The following is a 25,134-nucleotide window of genomic DNA, read 5'->3' on the forward strand; positions in this document are numbered from 1 at the left end:
GGACCCAAAAGTAACCAAAAGGTCCTCGCCCCACCACTCGGCACCTCGCTTGGGCTCGGTGTGCCCGTAATCCGCCAGTGATTTGGGGGGCCGCCGCCACGCGCCATCCATGGCGCGGGGCGGCTAAACCGGCATCCCTGCCGGTTTACCCCCCAAATCCCTGTCGAATTCCGGCCAGCGTGGTTTAACGGGGCGTCTGAGATCAAAAGCAGATCAAGAGCAAGATCAAGAGCGGCTCGCTTCGCATCGTGGTTACTTGGGCGGCACATTTGACTTCTCTGTCGATTGAACTGCCGTCTTCGCAGGCAAGCCAGCTCCCACAGGTTGAGTGAGGTCATTTCAGCTCATTTGTACCCTCCAGAAGCCTGTAAACCCCGCTTTGACAGGCTCTGCCCGCAACCCTGTCACAGAACCGTCACGCCTCATCCCTAGCTTGCCCTCCCAGTTGCCAGGCCCTTTGCCTGGCGCCAACGGATTCTTGGGGAGGGTTTCATGTACAAGCGCACCGGGCTCGTCAGCTTTACGCTTACCGCCTTGGCTCTGGCGATAGCCTGCGAGCGGCTCAACGCCGCCGAAGCGGCCACCGAGCATGTCGATGTGGTCGGCCAAGCCGCTGCGATCGACAGCGCCCTCAAGGAGCAGCGCTCTTCCGACAGTATCAAGAGCGTGGTGCATGCCGACGGCGTCGCCCAGTTGCCGGATGAGAACGTTGCCGAGGCGGTGCAGCGCTTGCCGGGCATCAGCGTTGAACGTGACCAGGGCGAAGGCCGCTTTGTCAGCGTGCGCGGCCTGGGCCCGGACCTCAACAGCGTGACCATCAACGGCACCCTGGTGCCATCCCCCGAGAGCGAACGCCGCGCCGTGGCCCTCGATGTTCTGCCCTCGGAATTGGTGCAGTCGCTGTCGGTGATCAAGACGCTCACACCGGACATGGACGCCAACTCCCTCGGCGGCACTGTCGATGTGAAGAGCCTCTCGGCGTTCGACCACAAGGGCCTGTTCTACACCGGCAGCACCGAGGCCAGTTATGACAAGAACACGCACCAGACCAGCCCGAAATTCTCCGGCGCCGCCAGTAACCGGTTCAGCCTCGGCGACGGTATCGACAACTTTGGTGTGGCTGCGGCCCTCAGTTGGCAGAAGCGTGATTTTGGCTCGGACAACGTCGAAACTGGCGGCGCCTGGGACTTCACCAACGGCGCCCGGCTCAACGAATTCGAGCAGCGCGACTACGACATCAGCCGTGAACGCGCCGGTGGTGGCCTTAACTTTGATTACAAGCCCGATGACCTGAGCAGCTACTATCTGCGCACCCTCTACAGCCGCTACAAGGACACCGAAACCCGCAACGCCGCCAGCCTCGAGTTCGCTGACCCGCAAGCGCCCGGTGAATTGGGCGAAGCCGAGGGCAAACGCAAGCTCAAGAACCGCGAGGAAACCCAGCAAATCCAGTCCTACGTATTGGGCGGTGAACGCCTGCTCGGCCTGTGGACCTTGAGCGGCCAGGCCGGTTACAGCCGTTCCAGCGAAGACAGCCCGGGGCATATTGCCGGTGCGACCTTCGATGGCGGTGATTTTGCCGACAGCGGCTTTTACGACAAGGCCAAGCCGCGGCCCATCGTTGGCAGTGGTTTTTACGACCCCGCCAATTTCAGCCTCGACAAAGTCGACTGGGAAAAACAGCACACCCAGGACACCGAGAAAAACCTGCGCCTGGACCTGGCGCGCGACTACGACCTGCGCGGTTACGCATCCCAGTTCAAGTTCGGCGGCAAGGTGAGCCGACGCCACAAGGACAATGACCTGGAGGCCTGGGTCTACAAGGACCTGGATGAAGAGGGCTTGAGCGATGAACAACTCAACCTCACTCAGTTCCAGAAGGGCAGCGTCGACTACCGTCTCGGCCGCTTTGGGCCAGGCATCAGCGCGAGCAATATCCGCCAGTTGATCGGCGGCCTCAATCGCGATGACTTCTATGACCCCACCGAATCCACGGTCAACGACTTCACCATCCGCGAAGACATCAACGCCGGCTACCTGATGAACACCGTCGATATTGACGACTGGCGCTTCATTGCCGGCATGCGTTACGAGGGCACTGAATTCGAAGCCAAAGGCACCGGCGCCACGGACGGCCAGTTCAGCGCCACCGAGACCAAGCGCCGTTATCACCATTGGCTGCCGGGCTTGCATGCGCGCTACCAGATTGACAAGAACACCCAAGTGCGCGCCGCCTGGACCAAATCGGTGGTGCGTCCGACCTTTGGCCAACTGGCCCCAGGTTTTGTGATCGACGATGACGAAGCCACCTTCGGCAACCCGGACCTCAAGCCTCTGGAGTCGAGCAACCTGGACCTGGGCATCGAACATTTCATGGGCCGTGCCGGTACCGTGTCGGCATTCGTGTTCTACAAAGACATCCAGAACTTCGTCTACAACACCGATGTCGCCGGTACCGGGGCCTGGGCCAACTTCGCCGAGGCGCACACCTTTGCCAACGGCGACAGCGCCAAACTCTATGGCCTGGAGTTGGCCTATTCACAGAAGTTCGACTGGCTGCCTGCGCCGTGGAACGGCTTGATGATCGGCGCCAACAGCACCTTCAGCCGTTCCAGCGCGGACATCGAGGGCTTCGACAGTGCCAGCGGGCGCAATCGCAAGCGCAACATCAGCCTGCCCAACCAATCGGACACGGTCGGCAACCTGATGCTCGGTTGGGAAGACGACACCCTCAGCCTGCGTCTCTCGGCCAATTACAAATCGGCCTACCTGTACGAGTTGGCGTCGATCAACGACAAGGCCCATGACCTGCACGTCGACGCGCAAACCTTCGTTGATTTCAGCGCGCGCTACTCGCTGACCAAGAACCTGCAGGTCAGCTTCGAGGCACAGAACCTCACCGATGAGTCGTACTTCGTCTACACCGGCCACCGCAGCTACAACGGCCAGTACGAAGAGTACGGCCCCACCTACAAGCTGGGCCTGACATTCACCCATTTCTAACGATAACGCGTGCATCCTGAAGGATTTGTCTGTTCATGAGAATTTCCAAGCTGTGCCTGCTGGTCGTACTGGTTAGCAGCGCCAATGCGTTCGCCACTGACCTACCGTTGACCCCGTGGGCACCGAGCCTTAACGCCCAAGCCGTTGCCTTCCTGCCCGGCGGCACCCAGCGCGTAGCGGCCAGTGCCCGCGACGGCCTGCTGCTGCTCGACGATAACGGCGTCGAACTGGCCCGCTTCAAAGGCCGTTTCAGCAGCCTCGACACACGCACTGCCGGCACTCAATCGCTGATCGCCAGCCTCGACAACGACCGCCAGCAGGCCTTGCTGATCGGCCTCGATGGCGCCGGCAAAACCTGGGGTACGCCGCTGTACCTGCCGCCCCGCGACTTTGCGGTAAACAGCCTGTGCCTCTATCGCGATGCGACGGCCAACCTGTTTGTGTTTCTGGTCGGTGAAGAGGGCAAGGGCGAACAGTGGCTGGTGGGCAATGGTGCGACCCTGTTGGCCCAGGCGCAGCGTGTTCGCAGCCTGCCACTGCCGCCATCGGCGCAATACTGCCAAGTGGACGATGCGACCGAGCGATTGGTGGTGAATGAGCAAAACGTCGGCTGGTGGGCCTACCCGGCGCACCCGGAAGCCGAGGTGAAGCGCACGCCCGTGGCGCTGTTCGACGATCCCCAGCGCGAAGCCGGCGTCATGGCGCTGGTGCCGGGCGGGATGCTCGCGCTGGACCCGAAAACCGCGCAGTTGCACCTGTTCCAGCAAGTCGGGGAGCGTTGGGTTGAGCAACCCAGCCTGGCCTTGCCGGGCCTCAAAGAACCGGAGCAACTGGCGATACAGGGCCGGCAGGTGCTGGTGCGGGACGACAACAGCGGCCAGCTCTATCAGGGCCGTCTCGACTGGCAAGCCACGCCGGTGCCGGTTGCGCCGATACTTGCCCAAGTCGCTGCACTGCGCCAGACCGAACCCGTGGGTCGCCAGGGCGACGCGGCGGATGACCCGGCCATCTGGATTCACCCGGAAACACCGGCCAAAAGCCGTGTGCTGGGGACCAACAAGAAACAGGGCCTGCTGGCCTACGATCTCGACGGCAAGCTGCTGCAGGAACTGGCAGTGGGGCGCCTGAACAATGTCGACCTACGCCCAGGCTTCAAACTGGGTACGCACACCGTCGATCTGGCCGTGGCGAGTAACCGCGACCGCAACAGCTTGAGCCTGTTCAGCATCGACCGTCAGAGCGGCGAGCTGCGTGAAGCCGGTGAGGTCTCCACGCCACTCAAGGACATCTATGGCATCTGCCTGTACCAGCCCGCCAGCGGTGAACTCTACGCATTTGCCAATGACAAGGATGGCACCTTCCTGCAATACCGCCTGAGTGCACCGGCTGGCCGTGTGCAGGGCGAGTTGGTGCGTCAGTTCAAGGTCGACAGCCAACCCGAGGGCTGTGTGGCCGATGACCAGCGCCAACGCTTGTTTATCGGTGAGGAAGATGTCGGCGTGTGGGCGATGGATGCCCGTGCCGACCAACCGGCCATGCTCACTTCGGTGATCAATGTCGGCCCGCAACTGCACGCGGATGTCGAAGGCCTGGCGCTGTATCAAAGCCCCGCACGGGATTACCTGGTGGTCTCCAGCCAAGGCAATGACAGCTACCTGGTGCTGGACGCCGAGCCGCCATTCGCTGTGCGCGGCGCCTTGCGCGTTGGCCTCAATGCGGCCGCCGGCATTGATGGCGCCTCGGAAACCGATGGCCTGGAGGTCACTGCCGTCAACCTCGGCGGGCCATGGAGCCAAGGCATGCTGGTGGTGCAGGACGGGCGCAAGCGCATGCCCGAGCAAGCCCAGAACTTCAAGTTCGTGCCCTGGGCCGAGGTGAGCCGTGCGTTGAAATTACCCTGAGCTGTCATCACGCAGTCATCCGTTTTTAATCGAATAGGAGCTTCACCATGCACGCGACGATGGAACATATGACGATCTGGAGCTTGATCAGCGACGCCAGCCTGTTGGTCAAGGCTGTGATGGTCACTTTGCTGCTGGCGTCCTTGCTCAGTTGGTACCTGATCATTCAGCGCAGCAGTGTGCTGCGTGGTCTGGAACGCCAGCTTGACGGCTTCCTGGCGCGCTTTCGCGTGGCGTCGGACCTGCAACCCTTGTATCGCGAAACCGTGCAGGCGGGCGAGGGCGGTGTGGCGCCGATCTTTATTGCCGGCATGCAGGAATACCAGCACTTGCACCACCACGATCCGGCAGTGCTCGAGGGTGTGGAGCGCGCCTTGCAGGTAGCGATCACCGAGCAGGAGCTGGAGCTGGAAAAGGGCTTGCAGTTTCTGGCCACGGTGGGGTCGGTCAGCCCCTACATCGGCCTGTTCGGGACCGTGTGGGGCATCATGAATTCGTTCCTCGGCTTGTCCCAGGTGCAACAGGCCACCCTATCGACCGTGGCACCGGGTATTGCAGAAGCCTTGATTGCCACGGCCATTGGCCTGTTTGCGGCGATTCCGGCAGTGGTCGCCTATAACCGCTTTGCGGCACGCAGCCAGACCTTGCTCACGCGCTACTACGCTTTTGGCAATGAGCTGCAAGTGCACCTGCACCGCACACTGCGCGGTACCTCGAACAACCTGGCCGTGGCCGCCTGAACAAGGAGCAAAGCGATGTTGATCAGGCCGCAACGCAAGCACGGGCCCAAGGCCGAGATGAATGTGGTGCCCTACATCGACGTGATGCTGGTGCTGCTGGTGATTTTCATGGTCACCGCGCCCATGCTCACCCAGGGCGTGAAGATCGAACTGCCCAAGGTCGCCGCCGAGGCACTGGCCACCGATACGCGCCAGCAGATCCTGACGTTATCGGTGAAGGCGGACGGTGGCTACTACTGGAACCTGGGGGGCGAACTGGATACCCGCCAGCAGACCGACAGCGCGGTGACCCTGGAAGAAATGAGCGCCAAGGTCATGCAGGTGGTGGCGGCGCGCAGCGATACCCAGGTGTATATCCGCGCTGATGACAATGCCGGTTATGGCCGTGTGGTGGCGGCCATGGCGGTGCTGCAGAAGGGCGGCATCAGCAATCTTGGGCTGGTGACAGAGGCCCCACAATGACGGTGATGATCATGCACAGTCCGGCACTGGCCTTGGCGCCTGACAGCGATGGTTTCTGGCGTAAAAGCCTGGCAGCGAGCCTGGCCGTGGCGCTGCATGGTGCGGTGGCAGTGGCGTTGATGCTGGGCTGGTCAACGGAGCGACCGGGGGGGCCAGCGCCACGGGTGATGCACACGCAGTGGGTGGTTTTACCCGCGCCGGCGCCTGCGCCGACACCTGAACCCGTCGCTGTCGCACTGCCAGAACCTGTTGCCATCCCGGTACCAACCAAACCGACGGTCGATCCGCAGGTCCAGGCGCAAAAGCTCGAGAAAGCCGCGCTGGCGCGCAAGCGGGTGGAAGAAAAGAAACTCGAGCAACAACAGCAGCGCATGGCGACCGAGCAGCGCAATCAGGCGTTGGAACAGCAGCGTCTGAGTCAGGCGCGTGCCGCTTCGGAAAAAGCCCGAGCCGCCGTGCCTGTGCCTACCCCTGCATTCGACAGCCGCCAGTACCAACCCTTGAGCAAGGCCGCCCCCGACTACCCCGAACGCGCCTTGGACAAGAACATCGAAGGCGACTGTTCGGTGGAGTACACCGTCAACACCCAGGGCCACGTGGAAAACCCCAAGGTGCTGGACGGCTGTCACCCGTTGTTCATTCGGCCCTCATTGGCGGCGGCCAATACTTTTCGCTACCAGCCGAGAATCGTCGATGGCAAGGCTGTTGCCGTACCGGCAGTGCGCAACACCTTCCACTACCGCATCAAATGAGCTTCTCCAGCCACCTCCCCAAAACCTGTGGGAGCTGGCCTGCCTGCGATAGCGGTGGCTCAGTTGAATATTCAGTGACTGACACACCGCCTTCGCGGGCAAGCCCGCTTCCACAGGGGATCTGTGCCAGGCGCTGATTTTGTGGGCAATACATGACCAATGTGGGAGCTGGCTTGCCTGCGATAGCGGTGGCTCAGTTGAATATTCAGTGACTGACACACAGCCTTCGCGGGCAAGCCCGCTCCCACAGGGGATCTGTGCCGGGCGCTGATTTTTTGTGGGCAATACATGACCAATGTGGGAGCTGGCCTGCCTGCGATAGCGGTGGCTCAGTTGAATATTCAGTGACTGACACACAGCCTTCGCGGGCAAGCCCGCTCCCACAGGGGATCTGTGCCGGGCGCTGATTTTTTGTGGGCAATGCATGACTAGTGTGGGAGCTGGCTTGCCTGCGATAGCGGTGGCTCAGTTGAATATTCAGTGACTGACACACCGCCTTCGCGGGCAAGCCCGCTTCCACAGGGGATCTGTGCCAGGCGCTGATTTTTTGTGGGCAATGCATGACTAGTGTGGGAGCTGGCTTGCCTGCGATAGCGGTGGCTCAGTTGAATATTCAGTGACTGACACACCGCCTTCGCGGGCAAGCCCGCTCCCACAGGGGATCTGTGCCAGGCGCTGATTTTTTGTGGGCAATGCATGACTAGTGTGGGAGCTGGCTTGCCTGCGATAGCGGTGGCTCAGTTGAATATTCAGTGACTGACACACCGCCTTCGCGGGCAAGCCCGCTTCCACAGGGGATCTGTGCCGGGCGCTGATTTTTTGTGGGCAATGCATGACTAGTGTGGGAGCTGGCTTGCCTGCGATAGCGGTGGCTCAGTTGAATATTCAGTGACTGACACACCGCCTTCGCGGGCAAGCCCGCTCCCACAGGGGATCTGTGCCAGGCGCTGATTTTTTGTGGGCAATACATGACTAGTGTGGGAGCTGGCTTGCCTGCGAAAGCGGTGGCTCAGTTGAATATTCAGTGACTGACACACCGCCTTCGCGGGCAAGCCCGCTCCCACAGGGGATCTGTGCCGGGCGCTGATTTTGTGGGCAATACATGACCAATGTGGGAGCTGGCTTGCCTGCGATAGCGGTGGTCCAGTTGAAGATTCAGTGACTGACACACCGCTTTCGCGGGCAAGCCCGCTCTCACAGTGGAATGTGTTCAGGCCAGCGCTTTCTCGTGGGGTTCGATCACGCTGTAGCGGTTCGCTGGCACTTCCAGGCCGAGGTTGTCGCGCAATGTTCGGCCGCTGTACTCGGTACGAAACAACCCCCGCTGTTGAAGCACCGGCACCACCCACTCAGTGAAATACTGCAAGCCGTCCGGCAGTACCGAATTGATAATGAAACCATCGCTGGCACCGCTCTCGAACCAGGTTTGGATCGCATCCGCGACCTGTTGCGGGGTGCCGACAAAGTCGCGCAGGGGCCGTGAGAAACGCAGGGCTACTTCGCGCAGGGTCAGGCCTTCGTCACGGGCCAGTTGCTTGATACGCTCGGAGCCACCTTTCTGGCTGTTGGCGCCCAGGTCGCCCAGTTCGGGAAAGGGCGCATCCAGCGGGTACTGGCTGAAATCATGGTCGTTGAACGGTCGGCCGAGGGCGACGATGGCGTCCTCCACAGTGACCAGCGCCACGGCTTGCTGGTAGCGGCTTTCCACTTCGGCGGCATCGCGCCCGACAATCGGGCGGATGCCCGGCAGGATCGACAGGCTGTCCGGGTCGCGGCCAAAGCCCTTGGCGCGGCGTTTCAAGTCGGCGCTGTAGGCCTTGGCCTCATCGATAGTTTCCACATGCACGAAAATCGCATCGGCGTTTTCAGCGGCAAAGTTACGCCCATCCTGCGAAGTGCCCGCCTGGAAAATCACCGGTTGGCCCTGGCGCGAACGCGCGATGTTCAGCGGGCCTTTGACCGAGAAGAACTCGCCCTTGTGGTTAAGCGCATGCAACTTGCCTGGGGTGAAGAATTCGCCGCTGTGTTTGTTATAGGCAAAGGCATCGTCCTCCCAGGAATCCCATAGGCCCTTGACCACATTCAAATGCTCCTTGGCGATGCGGTAACGCACGGCGTGGGGCGGGTGTTCGGCCTTGCCGAAATTATCGGCGGTGCCGCTCAGCCACGAGGTGACTACGTTCCAGCCAGCGCGGCCGCCGCTGATGTGGTCCAGGGAGGCGAACTGGCGTGCTACCTGGTAAGGCTCGGTGTAACTGACGGTCACGGTGGCGACCAGGCCGATGTGAGTGGTCAGCGCGGCCAAGGCCGAGGATCGTCAGCGGCTCGAAACGGTTGAGGTAATGGGGGCTGGACTTGGGGTGGATATGCAGGCTGTCGGCGATGAACACGAAGTCGAACCGGGCGGCTTCGGCCAGTGCGGTCTGCTGCTTGTAGAAGCCGAAATTGGTGCTGGCGTCGGGTTGTGCCTGCGGGTGGCGCCATTCGCCCCAACCGTGGCCGACACCGTGCACCATGGCACCGAGTTTCAATTGACGCGGCTTGCTCATGTTCTGCTCCTTAGCGCGAGGCTTGTTCGAGGGGGATACGCTTGGCGTTGAAGCTGGAATCGAAGCCCTGGGAGACGTCGATGTGTTTGCTCAGCAGGCCTTCTTTTACATAGGTGTCGGCGGTGGCTTGCAGGCCATGGATCACCGTATCGTCAATCGTGACCGGGGAAAGATGGGTGTCCTTGGCCACTTCGATATGCACGGCCAGTGGCAGGCCAGTGATCTTGGCTTGGGCAGCGGCGTATTGCTCGGGATGGGTATTGGCCCAGGCGTAGGCGCGATCAATGCGGGCGACAAAGTCGTCCAGTTGCACACGTTTGTCGGCAATGGCCTGGCCGGTAGCGGCGAAGTACAGATGATTGCTCAGCAGGTGCTTGCCGCTCACCAGCACGCGAGCATTGCTCTGTGAGGTGACCACGGTGGTGTAAGGGTCCCACGTCGCCCAGGCATCGGCGGTGCCGTTGTCGAGTACCAACCGGGACTCGGCGGGCAGCAGGAAGATGAACTGCACATCCTGGGTGGTCAGCCCCGCATCGTTCAGGGCCTTGATCGCCAGGTAGTGCCCGATGGAGCCGCGCCCGGTGACGATCTTCTTGCCCTTGAGGTCGGCCGCGGTCTTGATCGGTGAATCCTTGGGCACCAGCAGCGCCGTGGTGTTACGGCCTTCGGCATGGATGATGCTGATCACCTTGATCGAGGCACCGGCGCCGAGGGCGAACACATAAGGGGCATCGCCCAGGGCGCCGACATCCACAGCGCCGGCGTTCAGCGCTTCGCCCAGGGGCGAGGCCGAGGGGAATTCCGACCATTTGATCTCGTAGGGCACGTTCTGGCTTTCGCCCGAGGCTTCCAGCAGCGCCTTGATCGTGGATTTCTGGTTGGCCACGCGCAGCGGTTGCAGGTCGCCAGCCTGGACGGTGGAAAGCAGGCCGAGGGCGAGGGCAGCGCCCAGCAACAGGCGTTTGAATGGAATGGCGTACAGCATGGGAAAAACTCCAGGCGTTAGGTAAAGGAAAGTACCTCCGCCTGGAGAAGGGGTCGGTTGGGCGAAACGGTGCAGCGGTGAATCAGATCACGTAGAAGCCATGGGTGCCGTCGCGGGCCAGTTGTTCCACGAGGCCGAACTCCCAATCCAGGTAAGCCTGCATGGCTTCCCGAGGGTTGTCGGTGCCTTCGTAAGGGCGGCGGTAGCGGTCGATACGCGGGGACGCCAGGTGGCTTTCGCCTGACTCAAGGGGCAGTTGCGCTTGGATCCAGCCGGCCGTGCCGTCCTGCAGCAAAAAGACCGGCTTGCCGGTGAGGGCCTCGACTTCCGGCACGGCCAGGCGCGCCAGTTGGCTGCTGCCGCAGGTCAACACATAGCGCTGGGCGCTCGGTACCTTGCTCAGGGCCTCGGGCAGTTGCGCGCGCAGCACCCACCAGGCGCCGGGGATATGACGTTTCACGTAGTTGGCGCTGGCCGTGAAGTCCAGCACCTGCGTGTCGCCATGGCCGAGCCAGTCGGCAAGGGTATGGGGGCTGATCAGTTCGGCCTGGGGCGGCGGCGGTACTGGCGCGACCCATGCGCCGCGCTCGCTGAAGTGCTCCGCTTGCAGGTCATCCAATACGTACACCTGCCAGCCCAACTGGGCCAGCCACGACGCGGACATATTGGCGCGCACACCGTCGTCGTCCACCAGGACCAGGCGCGCACCGCGCACACTGGCAACGTGGTCGGTTTCCTGCACCAGTTGCCCGCCCGGGGTGGCACGGGCGCCCGGCAGGTGGCCGGCTTCGAATTCTTCTACGGTGCGCACATCGAACAGGTAGGTGGTGCGGGTCGCGTCCTGTTGCCAGCGGTGCAGGTCATTGAGCGTCGCACGCTTGACCCCGGCTTTATCGGCAACACCACGTGCCTTTTGGGCGGCGAGCTGGCGATGGTTTTCCGAGGTCGGCGCAAAGCGGCGCGCCTGGCCATGGGCGAGGGTCTGCCCGGCCAAGGTCCAGCCGATGGTGCCGTTGCGCAGGGCTGCCACCGGGTTGGGGAGGCCGGCGTTGATCAACGACTGGGTGCCGATAATGCTGCGGGTGCGCCCGGCGCAATTGACGATGATGCGCGTGGCTGGATCGGGCGCCAGCTCACGGGCGCGCAACACCAACTCGGCCCCCGGCACACTGATGCCGGTGGGGATGCTCATGGTCTGGTATTCGTCGAAACGGCGCGCATCGAGCACCACCACATCGGCCTGGCTGTCGAGCAGGGCCTGGACCTCTTCGGCGGCCAGGGACGGCGTGTGACGCTGGTTCTCCACCAGCTCGCCAAACGCCTTGCTGGGTACATTGACGTCGATAAACAGCTCGCCACCGGCCCGACGCCAACCGTCCAGCCCATCCTCCAGCAGGCTGACCTGGGTGTAGCCCAGTGCAACCAGGTGTTCGGCGGCGCGCTGGGCCAGCCCTTCGCCGTTGTCGTACAGGGTGACCTGGGTATCGCGGCGTGGAATGCGCGCGTACACCTCCAGTTCAAGCTTGGACAAAGGGATATTCGCGGCGAACAGAGGGTGGGCCTCGGCAAAGGGCGCTTCTTCGCGTACGTCGATCAGCGCGACTTCTTCGCGTGCCAACAGGGCCTGGCGAATCTGCGCAAAGCTGCGGGTCGATAGGGTGGTCATAGGGCAGGGCTCTTTTCTTTGGACAGGTCCCAGATGTTCGGGAGATAGGCGTTGGAATAACCGGAGATAAACAGTTTCTCGCTGCCGTCGGGTTGATACACCGCCCGGCGCACCGCGCCGATATTGGCGCCGTATACGTGGATGCTGATGGACACTTGGTCGCCGTGGGCATTGCTGACCTGATGGATATCGCCGACTTTGGGCGACACCGCCTCGACCTGGCCCGGCAGCAATTGCACGGGTTCGCCTTGCGCTACCAGGCTGCCGCCCGGTGCCCGGGCAAACCCCTGGGAAACCTCCGCGCCGCGCAACATACCGATCAGCCCCCACACCCGGTGGTCATGAATCGGCGTGCGTTGCCCTGGCCCCCACACAAAGCTGACCACGCTGAATCGCTGGCGCGAATCGGCATGTAGCAAGAATTGCTGGTAGCGCTCGGGGTCGGGCTGGGCGAATTCGTCGGGCAGCCAATCATCGTGGCTGACCAATTGCGCCAGCAACTTGCCGCCACGGTGCAGCAGGTCGCCTTCACGCGGGTTGCCGTCGATCAATTCCGCCAGGGCGCCTATGAAGGCTCTGAGTCTCTCGGGGTGTCGGGCCTGGGTCATGACCATTCCATCGGGCTGTTGGTGTATTTTTATCTAAGCATAATGTTTGTTTTTAATATGCTATTTTTTAATGATTAGCTTATAGCCGGAGGTAATTTAGAACCGGTTTGAATAGGGTTAGACGTTATTGATCACTGGCTGGGCTATCCAGACCTGTGTGCGGCCACTATGCTTCACGCACATCTTAATGACTGATCTGTATGTGCGGCCCAAATGAAAATTGACGATATCGATGCCTTTGTCGAAGTGATTCGTTGCCAGTCCATCAGCCATGCCGCCGCGTCGTTGCAGCTGACCCAGCCAGCCATCACCCGCCGCGTGCAGAACTTCGAGCAGGCTCTGGGAGTGGAACTGTTCGACCGCAACACCAAGCCCCTCAAGCCAACGCTGATCGGTACGCGTGTCTATGAGCAATGCCGGTTGATCCTGCGCGAGATGGATGCCCTGCGCGAACTGGTGGCCACCGATGCACCGCCTACCGGCGTGCTGCGCCTGGGCGTACCGCAGACCATCGGCGATGTGGTGCTGCTGGACGCACTCAAGCACCTGCGCAGCGAATACGCCGACTTGCGTGCCCAGGTTGCCACCGGCTGGGGCAGCCAATTGGTCGGCAAGATCGAACGCGGCGAACTGGATGCGGCGGTGGCGTTGTTCCCCGCGGGCAAGATCTTCCCGGACAACTTGATCGGTGAGTCCATCGGCAAGATGGAGTTGGTGGTGGTCTGTGCCAAGGCGCAATTGCCGAAGAAGCCTTGCAAGCTGGCGGACGTGTATCAGAGCGGTTGGATTCTCAACCCGGACGGCTGCGGGTTCCGTGCGGGGTTGCAGCGCACCTTGTCTGACCAGGGCCTGGCGCTGCGGGTAAACCTGGAAACCTTTGGCACTGAACTGCAACTGGGCCTGGTGGCCGACGGCCTCGGCCTTGGCCTAGTGCCACGTCCGTTGCTGGAACGCAGTGCTCATCGCGAGCAGTTGGCGGCGATGCCCCTCAAGGACTTCAAGCCGGTGATGGATTTGTGGCTGATCTATCCGCATTTTCTCGGCAACCTGCAAGGGCCGGTGGATGCTTTTGGTCAATGGGTGGCAGACGCTTTGCACAAGATCCGCAGCGCTGCCTGACGCTCTGCCAGCCGACGCTTATCCACCTGACCCCCCGGCGAACCCAATGTGGGAGCTGGCTTGCCTGCGATGACGGCCTGACAGCCGACATTTACCTACCAGACACCCCCGCAATCCAACTGTGGGAGCTGGCTTGCCTGCGATAGCGGCCTGACAGTCGATACAGTTATACCGAGTACATATCCATTCCTGCGGTAACGGCCACTTAGGGTTCCGCTTTTACAGCCAGCCCTTTCAAGGTCTTTTCGTCTTGGCAGCCTTGATTATCCGGTCCGTTGAAACATGCGCATTCACCGCGGTGCCTTTAACCCATGTTTTGGGCTTGGGTACCTTGGGGCCACGGGGGCTTTTCGCAACTTGTTTAGGTTGGATATTTCTGGCAAGCGCCAATAAGTGCTGAGCCAGTTTTTCCAACGGAATGACAGGAAAATGTTCCGAGGGCAGCGCAATCTGCATTCCCTCATATCCACTCCTGACCTGAACCGCTAAATGGTAAATCGAGGCTTCCCATCCTTCAGGCTGGGTATCCCGATGAGCTTGTTCAACACTGCGTTTGAGAACAGCCAGGACGTTGTAAGCCAATACCGCCGTTGCGAACCCCAGTAAGGCAGCCTTTGGGCTGCCAAGGGTTTCGATCTCACTTTCCAGGATCGCTTCCAGTCGCTGGAACATACCTTCAATGCTCCAGCGGCGGCGATACAGTTCGGCGATCTGTTGCGCACTGACGCTCTCAGGCAGGTTGCTCCAGAACATCAAGCTGCTGTCGCCGGAGTCCGTTGGCGAATGAAGCGTCAGTTCGACACGCCGACATTGGTAACCGCCTTTGACCTGGATGATCTGCTCACGCACAGTGCCAGTTTCCACAGGTACTGGCTCTTGCCACTCACCCTCTTGAATCAAGCGTGGATGCTTGGCTTGCTGACGAATGACAAAGCAAGTTTGGACTTGCTCACAAGCCTCCATAACCGGGAGCGTGCAATAAAGCCGGTCAGCCAGCCACACTTGGCCTGGCTCGGCATTGGCCAATAAAGGCAGCACACAAACGCGCTCGCTTGCGTAGGCATCCTCACACGCCTGAAGGTCGACGACCTGATCCAGATCGGGATCGTATGCAACAACCGAAAAACCGGGACGAGCGGCGCCGCGCTCGTTGCGTAAAGCTCCCAGACGTTTTTCAGTGGATGCCAGGTGATTACCGTCCACTACCCGAACCTGCCAACCCGGCAGCATCGCCGTGCAGCCCAGCTCCCGGATGGTTGGAGCCAGGCGCTGTGCACAGCCCGTAATCAGGGCGCGCAACAGAGCAGGCTCGGTACGACTGATCTTGTCGTAGAGAGCCGCCAGGCTGACCGGAAGGTCCTCCAGTTGTCGCGCGGCGGCGTGCAGAGATGGCCTCAAGCCCAATGAAACAAGGGACATTAGCTTGATGATGGTCGAGAACAATAGCTCACGAGAATACTGCCGTTGCCGGTGTTCTTCGAAAATCCACTCGGGGGCAATAGCCTGCTGCAGCGCCAGTTTGGCCATGACACTGGCAGGTGCTTTTTTTTCGAAACGCGCTAGAACTTCCGCCCACATCGTTTAGGTACCCCCTGAATGAATTTCAGGGGATTTTACAGAAGACCTTGAAAGGGCTGGCTTTTACAGCGGGTCACTTTTGGAAGGACCCAAAAGTAACCATGGGCCTGTCCCGTGACAACGGACGCCAAGAAGCGATACTTAAATCGTTCTCTTGGAGGTTGCCATGTATCCATCCACTCGCCGTAACTACACCGATGAGTTCAAGACTCAAGCGGTTGCGTTAGCTGAAAGCGTTGGCAGAACCGAAGCTGCCCGCCAGCTAGAGATGTCCGTCAAAACGCTCGATAACTGGGTGAACGCCACGCGCAAGGGTCAACCGTTGAGCTCGCCCGAGCGCAAGCCCATCACTAAGGAGGACAGCGAGCTTGCCCGCCTGCGAGCCGAGGTTGCCGGGCTAAAAATGGAGCGTGAAATCCTAAAAAAGGCGGCGGTATTCTTCGCCAGAGAGTCCAGGTGAGATACGCCTTCGTCGCTGCTGAACGGACTCAATACCCGGTACGTATGTTGTGCCGGGTGATGGAAGTCTCAACTTCAGGTTTCTACGATTACACGCACAGGCAGCCTCGCCCTGATCCTGACGCTCAGATTCGCATTGAGTTGCGCAGCGTCTATGCGGCCAGTCGACACACCTACGGTCGGCCACGGTTGGTCGCAGCCTTACGCCAGAAATCGTATGCAGTGGGCCACAAGCGAGTCAGCCGGTTGATGCAGGAGGAGGGTATTCACGGCAAGTCCAAACGCGGTTTCAGGCCCTGTACCACTGACAGCAACCATTACTTGCCGGTCGCGAACAATGTGGTGGCGCGGCAGTTTGCCATCGATAACCCCACTCCGACTTGGGTCAGTGATATCACCTATCTCCCAACCAGAGAGGGTTGGCTGTATCTGGCCGTAGTGTTGAGCATCCAGACCCGCCAGATCTTGGGCTACAGCTTGTCAGACCGCATGCCAGATGGCCTGGTGGAAAGTGCGTTTCTGAATGCCTGGAGCGCCTGTTCTGGCACTAGCGGAGCAGTATTTCACTCCGATCAGGGCCGTCAGTACGCAAGCAGTAAGTTCCGTCTAGCGTTAGCTAAGAAGGACTTCAAACAGAGCATGAGTCGAAAGGGAAATTGCTGGGATAACGCAGTGGCGGAGAGTTTTTTCGCTACGCTGAAAAGAGAGGAGGCTTTTGGGGTCTACCCCACCAAAAAACAGGCACAGCTATCGATCGCCAGCTATGTGCATGGGTTTTACAACAGCAGTCGACTGCACTCAGCTCTGGGGTATCGTTCTCCGAACGAATATGCAAAGAGCTTGAGGCAGAAGACTGGATAACCAGCTTCATGGCGTACGCTGCCGGGGGACAGGCCCACCAAAAGGTCCTCGCCCCACCACTCGGCACCTCGCTTGGGCTCGGTGTGCCCGTAATCCGCCAGTGATTTGGGGGGCCGCCGCCACGCGCCATCCATGGCGCGGGGCGGCTAAACCGGCATCCCTGCCGGTTTACCCCCCAAATCCCTGTCGAATTCCGGCCAGCGTGGTTTAACGGGGCGCCTAAGATCAAGATCAAAAGCAGATCAAAAGCAGATCAAGATCAAGAGCGGCTCGCTTCGCATCGTGGTTTGTATCACTGCACGTCCACCTGCTGCACCTGCAACCCCAACTGTTCATATGCCTGCACATCCGGTGCATCCCACTCGGTAATCAGCGTATGAATACGGCTGCATGGCGCCACCACAAAGGGTTCCACCGCGCCGAGTTTGTCTGAGGTGGTCACGGCGATGACGTGGGACGCGCTGTCGAGCAAGGCTTGCTTGACGGCCACTTCACCAAAATGCAGCGAGGTGATGCCCACTTGCGGGTGCAATGCGCACACTCCGGTGAACAACAGGTCGGCCTTGACGCTCTGGATCAGGCGCACCGCTTCATGGCCGCCGGTGGAGAGCGTAGCGGGGTTGAGTTGGCCGCCGGCCAGGATCACTTTTATATGCGGATGGTCGGCCAGGGCGATGGCGATCATGGGGGATGGCGTGACCACAGTCAGGTGCAGTGCATGGGGCAAGCACTGCGCAATCTGCAAGGTGGTGGAGCCAGAATCGAACAGCACGATCTGGCCGTCTTCAACCCGCTCCGCCGCCACGCGGGCGAGGTGGCGCTTGACCTCGTTGGTCTCGCCGACACGGGTAAAGAAATCCTTGCCGGTGTCCTTGGGCCGGGGCAGGGCGCCGCCGTGTACGCGTTGCAACAGGCCGGCGGCAGCGAGTTCGCCAAGGTCGCGGCGGATGGTGTCCTGGGACACGGCGAAATGCTCGACCAACTCAGATGCGGTGACCTTGCCGTCGCGTTCCAGCAGCAACAAGATCTTTTGTTTGCGCAGGGAAGGCAGGTCGATGGCTTGATGAGTGTTATGCATGTTTGTGCGCTTTATTGCGGGTTTGTGCGAGATTAATCGTCAGTCCATCTAAACGCAACGGCTGGTTGCCCACGCTCCTGCCGGTTACTCTCTGTGTTCAGTTCAGGGAGAGGTGACCCGATGCCGTTGATCACAACCATCGAAGACTTACGCAAGCTGGCGCAAAAACGTGTCCCCCGCATGTTCTACGACTACGCCGATTCCGGCTCCTGGACTGAGAGCACCTACCGCGCCAACGAAACTGATTTTGCGCGTATCAAGTTCCGTCAACGGGTGGCGCGCAATATCGACGAGCGTTCGATCCGCGCCAGTATGATTGGCCAGGACATGGCCATGCCCGTGGCGCTGGCGCCGACTGGACTGGCGGGCATGCAGCATGCCGATGGCGAAATCCTCACTGCCCGTGCCGCTGCTGCGTTCGGGCTGCGCTACACCTTGTCGACCATGAGTATCTGTTCGCTGGAAGACATCGCCGAGCACGTCGGCCAGCCGTTCTGGTTCCAGCTGTATGTGATGCGCGATCGCGGTTTTATCGAGCAGTTGATCGAGCGCGCCAAGGCGGCCGGGGTGGATGCATTGGTGCTGACCCTGGATTTGCAGATTCTGGGGCAGCGCCACAAGGACTTGATCAATGGTTTGTCCGCGCCGCCCAAGCTGACCCTGCCGAACATTCTCAACATGATGACCAAGCCGCGCTGGGTGATGGGCATGCTAGGTACCCAGCGGCGTGGTTTCGGCAATATCGTCGGGCATGTGAAGGGGGTGGCCGACATGAGTTCGCTGTCGTCGTGGACCGCCCAGCAATTTGACCCGCGCCTGAGCTGGGACGATGTGGCGTGGATCAAGCGGTGCTGGGGCGGCAAGCTGATCATCAAGGGCATTCTCGATGTGGAGGATGCGCGCTTGGCGGCCGATTGCGGTGCCGATGCGTTGGTGGTGAGTAACCACGGTGGCCGGCAGCTTGATGGCGCGCCGTCGAGCATCAGCCAATTGCCGGCGATTGTCGAGGCCGTGGGCAACCGCATTGAAGTGTGGCTCGACGGGGGTATTCGTTCCGGCCAGGACGTGCTCAAGGCCATGGCGCTGGGCGCCAAGGGCACCATGATTGGCCGCCCGCACTTGTATGGGTTGGGGGCGATGGGCGAGGCGGGGGTGACCAAGGCGCTTGATATCATCGCCCGCGAACTGGACGTGTCGATGGCGCTCTGTGGCTATAAGGATATACGCGAAGTAAATCGCGAAATCCTGTTGCCCGGTACCTTTCCTGGAAGCACGGCTTGAGCAAAAAAAACGTAAAAATATAAAAAGAGTTGTCCACGAAAACCGTGGGTATCTCTGTGGATAACTTTGCGAAGGCCCGGCAGCGTTGGCGATTTCAGCGAAGATCATTATTTGATCAACTTGTATTTCGGGCCAACATGGCCAGGGTTTGCGCTTGACAGCCAAGCGCGAACCCAGTGTCGAAAAGCGTATTTACGAGGCGTTATCGCGGCCTGTGGAGTGTGTCACCACCTGGGCAGGCATCTTCGTGCGCATCAGGTTTTCCAGCGCCTGGCCATAGCTGCGTCCGGCGAGGTTCATGCTGTTGTTATGGCTGGCACCGGGCACCAGCAACAGGTGTTTGGGTTGCTGGGCGGCTTCGAATAACTGCTGGCTGAAGCGCGGTGGTACGTAGCGGTCGTCGAGGCCGTGGACCACCAGCAGCGGCATGTGGATGTCGGCAATCTTGTCGATGGAATCGAACTTCTGCGACAGCAACCAGCGCACCGGCAATGAGGTGTTGGCAACGGCCGTGGCGACATCCGCCAGGGAGGTGAACGTGGACTCGATCACCAGCCCGCGCACCGGCAATGGCACCTGCTTGCCCAACTCGGCAGCGAGGTCGATGGCGACCGCGCCACCCAGGGAGTGCCCGTAGATCAGGCGCTTGCCGGGGTCTGGTTGCAGGGTCTGGAAACGCTCCCAGGCAATGCGAGCGTCCTCGTACACCGTGGCTTCCGAGGGCAAGTCGCCCTGGCTTTGGCCAAAGCCGCGATAGTCGATGGCCAGGACCGAAAAGCCCAGGGCATGCAATTGCTCGATGCGAAACAATTGGCCCGTGAGGTTCCAGCGTACCCCGTGCAGGTAGAGGATGGCGGGCGCGTCTTTGTTGGCTGCCGGGTACCACCAGCCATGAATGTTCTGCCCTGCTTTGAAACTGGCGGGCTTGAGTTCGAATTCCTGCACCGCCTTGGGCAGGCCGGTGTACCAGCCGGCGGTTCCCGGCTCGATGCGAAACACAAGTTCGCGCTCCTTGTGTTGCAACACGGCGCAACCGACCGGCAGGCCGACAATCAACACGGCCATGCACAGCCAGACAAACCAGCGCAGGCCCCGGCGGGGCATAGAAGCAGAAGACATGAAGGTTCCAGAACAAAGATGAAGCACGGGTTTTACCAGATGGCCTGGGCGGGTAGGCATTAATGCGACGGCCGTGACGGATGAAAGTGTTACAGCATTGAACAATCCTCGTGCGGGTTGTTAGGGTGAGGGGCTGAACAGGAGGAAAAACACATGGATTTCACTGGTAAAACCGCAATCGTCACCGGAGGTGCGCGTGGCTTGGGACTCAGTTATGCACGAGCACTGGCGCAGGCTGGGGCCCGTGTTGTCATCAGTGATATTGGCGCCGACAACGTGGGCACCGGCACCGATGCGTCGGTGGTGCAACAGGCCGCCGAGGCGTTGCGCGCCGAAGGGTTGATGGTAGCGGGCCATGGCGGTGACTTGTCCACGGACGAGGGGTGTCGGCAGTTGATCAGCTATACCCTCGAAACCTTCGGCCAACTCGATATTTTGATTCACAACGCCGGCTGGGTGGGCTACCAGCCCATCACAGAACTCGATGCTGCGTTCCTGCAGCGCGCCATGGACATCAACCTCTACGCACCGCTGTGGTTGTGCAAACATGCCTGGCCACATCTGCTGCGCTCTTGTGCGCCGCGCATCATCCTCACCACCTCCGACCGCGCCATGTATGCGCAATACGAACAGACCGGGCTGGTGGCCTACAGCGCTGGCAAGATGGCGCAAGTGGGGATCATGAATGCCTTGAGTCACGAAGGCGCTGAGGCCGGGGTGCTCGTCAACGCGATCTCGCCGGTGGCCAAGACGCGCATGTGGGGCGTGACCCAAGAGCCGGACGAACTCAAGCCGGATTGGGTGACGCCGGGCGTGTTGTTCCTGGCTTCCCGGCAGTGCACCGATACCGGCTATATCCTGCGCGCCAGCAATGGCCAATTCACCGCCACGCGTTTCAGTGAAAATCCTGGCGTGGATTACCCACGCAATCTTGCCCGGATCAAAGCAGGCAGTGCTGAAGAAGTGGCAGCCGCGTGGTCGCATATCAAACAGCCGCCCACCCAGGCCACCACCTGAATCTGTTTCCACCTACCAAGGCTCGACCATGAACGATAGCCCCGTGCGCATCACCGCCGAAGAAACCCTCTCGGACAACTGGTACCTGCTGAAGAAATACAGCTTCGACCTGCGCCGTCGCGACGGCAGTTGGCAAGCCCAGACCCGCGAGGTGTATGACCGGGGCAACGGTGCGACCATCCTGTTGTACAACCGTGAGCAACGCACAGTCTTGCTGATTCGCCAGTTCCGCATGCCCACGTTCGTCAACGATTACCCCGGCTACCTGATTGAAGCGGCGGCCGGTTTGCTCGATAACGCCAGCGCCGAAGAACGCATCCGCCTGGAGGCCGAGGAAGAGACCGGCTATCGCGTGGGGCATGTTGAGAAAATCTACGCGGCGTTCATGAGCCCGGGATCGGTGACCGAGCGGATTCACTTTTTTATCGGTGAATACCAGCCAGGCGACCGAGTGGGGGCGGGCGGTGGCCTGGAAGAAGAGGGCGAGGATATCGAGGTACTGGAGCTGGGCTTTGAGCAGGCACTGGCGATGGTGCAGAGCGGGGAGATTGTGGATGGCAAGACGATTATGTTGTTGCAGCATCTGGAGCTGCGGATGTTGAAAGAGGGGTGGTGAGGTATGCCTTCATGTGCATAGGTATCTACACAACTTTGGCACGACGCTAAATCTGTGGCGAGGGAGCTTGCTCCCGTGACGGCCTGGCAGCCGACACAGATATAACTGATGCCCCGCGATCCAATGTGGGAGCTGGCTTGCCTGCGAAGACGGCCTGACAGTCAACACAGTTGGACCGTGTACATATCCATTCCTGCGGTAACGGCCACTTAGGGTTCCGCCTGACGGCGGGTCACTTTGGAAAAGAGCCCCAAAGTAACCAAAGGGCTCTTGCCCCACCACTCGGCACCTCGCTTAGGCTCGGTGTGCCCGTAATCCGCCAGTGATTTGGGGGGCCGCCGCCACGCGCCATCCATGGCGCGGGGCGGCTAAACCGGCATCCCTGCCGGTTTACCCCCCAAATCACTGTCGAATTCCGGCCAGCGTGGTTTAACGGGGCGCCTAAGATCAAAAGCAGATCAAGATCAAGAGCGGCTCGCTTCGCATCGTTGTAACCGTTGAGCTTACAGACTTAAGTAGATACCTATGCCTTCATGTGGTAGCTGGCAATTAGCAGACTGACGGTTATTGTCAGAAATTTCCCACAGGAGTACAAATGTACTCCATGACAAACCTGACTCCCCGCCGCACCGCCATCCTGACCTTCATTCGCGAGCGCATCGCGCAACAAGGCCAGCCTCCCAGCCTCGCCGAGATCGCCGAGGCGTTCGGCTTCGCCTCGCGCAGCGTCGCCCGCAAGCATGTGGTGGCGCTGACCGAAGCCGGCTTTATCGAGGTCAACCCCAACCAGGCCCGTGGCATTCGCTTGCTCAATCAACCTGCGCGTCCCGAGTGGCTGGATGTACCGGTGCTCGGCCGTGTGGCGGCCGGTCGGCCGATTGGCGCCGATGCCGAGGTGCACAGCCGCTTGCAACTGGACCCCGCCACCTTCGCCAAAACCCCCGACTACCTGCTGCGGGTGCAGGGCGATTCGATGATTGAAGATGGCATTCTCGATGGCGACCTGGTGGGCGTACGCCGCACTGCCGAAGCCTTGAACGGGCAGATTGTGGTGGCGCGCCTGGACGGCGACGTCACCATCAAGCGATTCGAGCGCCACGGCGACAGGGTTCGCCTGTTGCCGCGCAACCCGGCGTATCAACCCATCGTGGTCGGGCCCGAGCAGGACCTGGCCATCGAAGGCGTGTTCTGTGGCCTGGTGAGGCAAGGCTGATGGGCGCCGTGGTTGCCCTGGACTCGCTGTTCAATGGCGGGCGAGTCTGGAAGGGCCGGCCCGCCGCGCCCCCGGCCAGCGTACATCCCACGGGGCTGGCGGCGCTGGATGCGGTGCTGCCCAGTGGCGGCTGGCCGGAATCGGCCTTGAGTGAAATCCTGATGGCCCAGGACGGGGTGGGCGAGTTGCAACTGGTGCTGCCCACACTGGCGCGCTTGTCGGCCCTGGGCGAGCGCATTGTGCTGGTGGCGCCGCCCTATACCCCCTATCCCCATGCGTGGCAGAACGCCGGGGTGGATGTGCGCCAGTTGTCCATCATCCGGGCCGAGGAGCGTGACGCGCTGTGGGCGGTGGAGCAATGCCTGCGTTCGGGCAGTTGCGGGGCGGTGTTGTGTTGGCCGCGCAAGGCCGATGATCGTGCCTTGCGGCGTTTGCAGGTAGCGGCGGAAACCGGGCAGACCCTGGCGTTTGCCTGGCGCTCCTTGAGCGAGGCGATCAATGCCTCGCCCGCCGCCCTGCGCTTGGCGGTCGAGGCCAGGCCCGCGCAAGTGCGGGTGCTCAAGTGCCGTGGCGGGCTGGCCCATCCGGCGCCGATTGCCCTGGCGGGGCATTGAGGTTGCCATGCGTTGGGTGTGTATTGTCTTCCCGCAATTGGCGCTGGACGGGGCACAGCGTGTGCACCCCGAACCCGAGCAGCCGCTGGCGCTGCTGGCCGGCACGCCGCAGCGGCGTGTACTGCAAACCGTCAACGCCGCCGCCCGCGCCTTGGGCCTGCGCCCCGGGCAATCGTTGACGGCGGCCCATGCCCTGGTCAAGCACTTTGCCTGTGTCGAATACGACCCGTTGGAGATCGAGCGGCTGCAGCAGTTTCTGGCCGCCTGGGCCTATCGTTTCAGCTCCCAGGTCAGCCTGTATTACCCACGGGCTTTGTTGTTCGAGATCGAATCGAGCCTGGGCCTGTTCGGGCCCTGGCCGCAACTTGAGGCGCGTTTGCGCAAAGAGCTGACCGAACTTGGCTTTCGTCATCGCATCGTCGCTGCGCCCAACCCGGCGGCGGCGCGGATATTGGCAAACGGCTACGACGGCCTGGCCGTGGCCGATGACCGCGCCCTGATGCAGGCCCTGGCATCGTTGCCTATCGACCGCGCGGGCCTTGAACCCCAGGCCGCCACCGCCTTGTCGCGCATGGGCCTGCGCAGCCTGGCCCAGGTGCAGGCCTTGCCACGGCATACCCTGGCGAGACGCTTTGACGCCAGCCTGCTCAAGCACCTCGACGCCCTGAGCGGGCAGCGGCCATTGGCCCTGGAGTTCTATCAACCGCCCGACCAGTTCGATGCACGCATCGAGTTGAATTTCGACGTGCAATCCCACCAGGCGCTGTTGTTCCCCTTGCGGCGCTTGACCGGCGATCTGTCGGCGTTCCTGTGCGGGCGTGACAGTGGCGTGCAGCGCTTTGACCTGCACCTGGAACACGCCCAGGCACACGACAGCGTGATCAAGGTGGGCCTGCTCAGTGCCGAGCGCGAGCCTTCGATGTTGTTCGAACTGGCCCGTGGGCGCCTGGAGCAGGTACAGGTCACCGCGCCGGTGCGGGGGGTGCGCCTGGTGGCCGAGGACTTGCCGGTGTTCGTGCCGCAACGCCAGGACCTGTTCGACGACCGCCCGCAACAAACTCTGCCGTGGGAACAGTTGCGCGAACGCCTGCGTGCACGTCTGGGGGATGAGGCGGTGCAGGGCCTGCGTTTTCAGGCCGACCACCGCCCCGAATGCGCCTGGCAGGCCGCGACCGACCCCCAGGCGTGCCCGAGCTTGAACAAGGTCCGCCGCCCAGGCTGGCTATTGCCGCAACCGACCTTGCTGGCCGAACACGGCGTACAGATCCTGATGGGCCCGGAGCGCATTGAATCCGGCTGGTGGGATGGCGCCGATGTGCGCCGCGACTATTACCTGGTCCAGACCCGCGCCGGCCAGCAGGGGTGGGCCTATCGCACGGTGGGGCAAGGCGATGGGCTGTGGTTGCAAGGGTGGTTTGCATGAGCATCCCCTCAGCTGGAGCGCACCTACTGTGGCGAGCAAGCTTGCTTGCGCTGGGGTGCGCAGCGCCCCCAATAAAAGCCGGAGACTGCT

20 protein-coding genes and 1 pseudogene are annotated in these 25,134 nt (G+C 61.3%); 14 read left to right on the top strand and 7 right to left on the bottom strand.

Features of this window, described 5'->3' with window-relative positions; genetic code table 11:
- The first annotated feature begins 492 nt into the window (after nucleotides 1-492).
- From GH769_RS08150 to GH769_RS08170, 5 genes are read left to right on the top strand one after another with little or no spacing between them, the layout of a single operon-like run.
- Entirely contained in the window at nucleotides 493-3,003 is a 2,511-nt protein-coding gene (locus tag GH769_RS08150; RefSeq protein WP_032903517.1) for a TonB-dependent receptor, read from the top strand.
- A 35-nt stretch (nucleotides 3,004-3,038) separates the two neighbouring features.
- Complete coding sequence (locus tag GH769_RS08155; RefSeq protein WP_032903516.1) at nucleotides 3,039-4,904, top strand: phytase; 1,866 nt, start codon at nucleotides 3,039-3,041, stop codon at nucleotides 4,902-4,904.
- A 47-nt stretch (nucleotides 4,905-4,951) separates the two neighbouring features.
- Nucleotides 4,952-5,644: a protein TolQ gene (tolQ, locus tag GH769_RS08160; protein ID WP_014718164.1), complete on the top strand. Its 693-nt coding sequence runs from the start codon at nucleotides 4,952-4,954 to the stop codon at nucleotides 5,642-5,644.
- A 15-nt stretch (nucleotides 5,645-5,659) separates the two neighbouring features.
- Nucleotides 5,660-6,106, top strand: a complete 447-nt coding sequence (gene tolR / locus GH769_RS08165) for a protein TolR (RefSeq protein WP_014718165.1) — start codon at nucleotides 5,660-5,662, stop codon at nucleotides 6,104-6,106.
- Nucleotides 6,103-6,858 (top strand): energy transducer TonB, encoded by a 756-nt coding sequence (locus tag GH769_RS08170; protein ID WP_032903515.1) that lies wholly within the window; start codon nucleotides 6,103-6,105, stop codon nucleotides 6,856-6,858. The genes tolR and GH769_RS08170 overlap by 4 nt, the downstream gene beginning before the upstream one ends.
- Nucleotides 6,859-8,068: 1,210 nt before the next feature.
- Here GH769_RS08170 and GH769_RS08175 read toward each other — a convergent pair.
- The 4 genes and pseudogenes from GH769_RS08175 to GH769_RS08190 form a co-directional block, all read right to left on the bottom strand.
- A pseudogene (locus tag GH769_RS08175) lies at nucleotides 8,069-9,407 on the bottom strand (LLM class flavin-dependent oxidoreductase).
- Nucleotides 9,408-9,417: 10 nt separating this feature from the next.
- The gene (locus GH769_RS08180) at nucleotides 9,418-10,392 is read right to left on the bottom strand and encodes an ABC transporter substrate-binding protein (RefSeq protein WP_020302880.1); all 975 of its coding nucleotides are present in this window, start codon (nucleotides 10,390-10,392) and stop codon (nucleotides 9,418-9,420) included.
- Between the two features lie 82 nt (nucleotides 10,393-10,474).
- Nucleotides 10,475-12,058 (bottom strand): rhodanese-related sulfurtransferase, encoded by a 1,584-nt coding sequence (locus tag GH769_RS08185; protein ID WP_020302881.1) that lies wholly within the window; start codon nucleotides 12,056-12,058, stop codon nucleotides 10,475-10,477.
- On the bottom strand, nucleotides 12,055-12,666 hold the full coding sequence (locus tag GH769_RS08190) for a cysteine dioxygenase (protein ID WP_032901907.1): 612 nt from the start codon (nucleotides 12,664-12,666) through the stop codon (nucleotides 12,055-12,057). The genes GH769_RS08185 and GH769_RS08190 overlap by 4 nt, the downstream gene beginning before the upstream one ends.
- Nucleotides 12,667-12,879: 213 nt before the next feature.
- On the opposite strand from GH769_RS08190, the gene GH769_RS08195 reads away from it, so the two are divergent.
- Nucleotides 12,880-13,785 carry a LysR family transcriptional regulator gene (locus tag GH769_RS08195; RefSeq protein WP_032901906.1) on the top strand — a complete coding sequence of 302 codons (906 nt, stop codon included), beginning with the start codon at nucleotides 12,880-12,882 and terminating at the stop codon, nucleotides 13,783-13,785.
- A 234-nt stretch (nucleotides 13,786-14,019) separates the two neighbouring features.
- Here GH769_RS08195 and GH769_RS08200 read toward each other — a convergent pair whose 3' ends face one another.
- Entirely contained in the window at nucleotides 14,020-15,312 is a 1,293-nt protein-coding gene (locus GH769_RS08200; RefSeq protein WP_153649965.1) for an IS4 family transposase, read from the bottom strand.
- A gap of 217 nt (nucleotides 15,313-15,529) precedes the next feature.
- Between GH769_RS08200 and GH769_RS08205 the strand changes: the two genes are divergently transcribed.
- Both GH769_RS08205 and GH769_RS08210 read left to right on the top strand, forming a co-directional pair.
- The gene (locus GH769_RS08205) at nucleotides 15,530-15,823 is read left to right on the top strand and encodes a transposase (protein ID WP_153649611.1); all 294 of its coding nucleotides are present in this window, start codon (nucleotides 15,530-15,532) and stop codon (nucleotides 15,821-15,823) included.
- Nucleotides 15,820-16,683: an IS3 family transposase gene (locus GH769_RS08210; RefSeq protein ID WP_020300743.1), complete on the top strand. Its 864-nt coding sequence runs from the start codon at nucleotides 15,820-15,822 to the stop codon at nucleotides 16,681-16,683. Before GH769_RS08205 ends, GH769_RS08210 begins: the two co-directional genes overlap by 4 nt.
- 292 nt (nucleotides 16,684-16,975) lie before the next feature.
- Here GH769_RS08210 and GH769_RS08215 read toward each other — a convergent pair whose 3' ends face one another.
- Entirely contained in the window at nucleotides 16,976-17,761 is a 786-nt protein-coding gene (locus GH769_RS08215; RefSeq protein ID WP_032903888.1) for a DeoR/GlpR family DNA-binding transcription regulator, read from the bottom strand.
- Nucleotides 17,762-17,881: 120 nt separating this feature from the next.
- Here GH769_RS08215 and GH769_RS08220 point away from each other — a divergent pair, with 120 nt between their 5' ends.
- Nucleotides 17,882-19,042 (top strand): alpha-hydroxy acid oxidase, encoded by a 1,161-nt coding sequence (locus GH769_RS08220; protein ID WP_020302077.1) that lies wholly within the window; start codon nucleotides 17,882-17,884, stop codon nucleotides 19,040-19,042.
- A gap of 192 nt (nucleotides 19,043-19,234) precedes the next feature.
- Here the strand turns inward: GH769_RS08220 and GH769_RS08225 are convergent, their stop codons facing one another.
- Entirely contained in the window at nucleotides 19,235-20,161 is a 927-nt protein-coding gene (locus GH769_RS08225) for an alpha/beta hydrolase (RefSeq protein ID WP_032903886.1), read from the bottom strand.
- Nucleotides 20,162-20,314: 153 nt separating this feature from the next.
- Here GH769_RS08225 and GH769_RS08230 point away from each other — a divergent pair, with 153 nt between their 5' ends.
- From GH769_RS08230 to GH769_RS08250, 5 genes are all read left to right on the top strand, one after another.
- A complete protein-coding gene (locus GH769_RS08230; protein WP_020302079.1) occupies nucleotides 20,315-21,178 on the top strand; it encodes an SDR family NAD(P)-dependent oxidoreductase in 864 nt (287 codons plus the stop codon).
- 28 nt (nucleotides 21,179-21,206) lie between these two features.
- On the top strand, nucleotides 21,207-21,794 hold the full coding sequence (locus GH769_RS08235) for an NUDIX domain-containing protein (RefSeq protein ID WP_020302080.1): 588 nt from the start codon (nucleotides 21,207-21,209) through the stop codon (nucleotides 21,792-21,794).
- Nucleotides 21,795-22,389: 595 nt separating this feature from the next.
- Nucleotides 22,390-23,007 (top strand): transcriptional repressor LexA, encoded by a 618-nt coding sequence (gene lexA / locus GH769_RS08240; protein ID WP_020301598.1) that lies wholly within the window; start codon nucleotides 22,390-22,392, stop codon nucleotides 23,005-23,007.
- Nucleotides 23,007-23,621 (top strand): translesion DNA synthesis-associated protein ImuA, encoded by a 615-nt coding sequence (gene imuA / locus GH769_RS08245; protein ID WP_003191873.1) that lies wholly within the window; start codon nucleotides 23,007-23,009, stop codon nucleotides 23,619-23,621. Before lexA ends, imuA begins: the two co-directional genes overlap by 1 nt.
- A gap of 7 nt (nucleotides 23,622-23,628) precedes the next feature.
- The gene (locus GH769_RS08250; RefSeq protein WP_032903883.1) at nucleotides 23,629-25,044 is read left to right on the top strand and encodes a DNA polymerase Y family protein; all 1,416 of its coding nucleotides are present in this window, start codon (nucleotides 23,629-23,631) and stop codon (nucleotides 25,042-25,044) included.
- The last annotated feature ends 90 nt before the right edge of the window (nucleotides 25,045-25,134 follow it).

This window comes from Pseudomonas sp. CFSAN084952 (genome assembly GCF_009648855.1).
In the GTDB taxonomy this organism is placed as follows: Bacteria; Pseudomonadota; Gammaproteobacteria; order Pseudomonadales; family Pseudomonadaceae; genus Aquipseudomonas; species Aquipseudomonas paracarnis.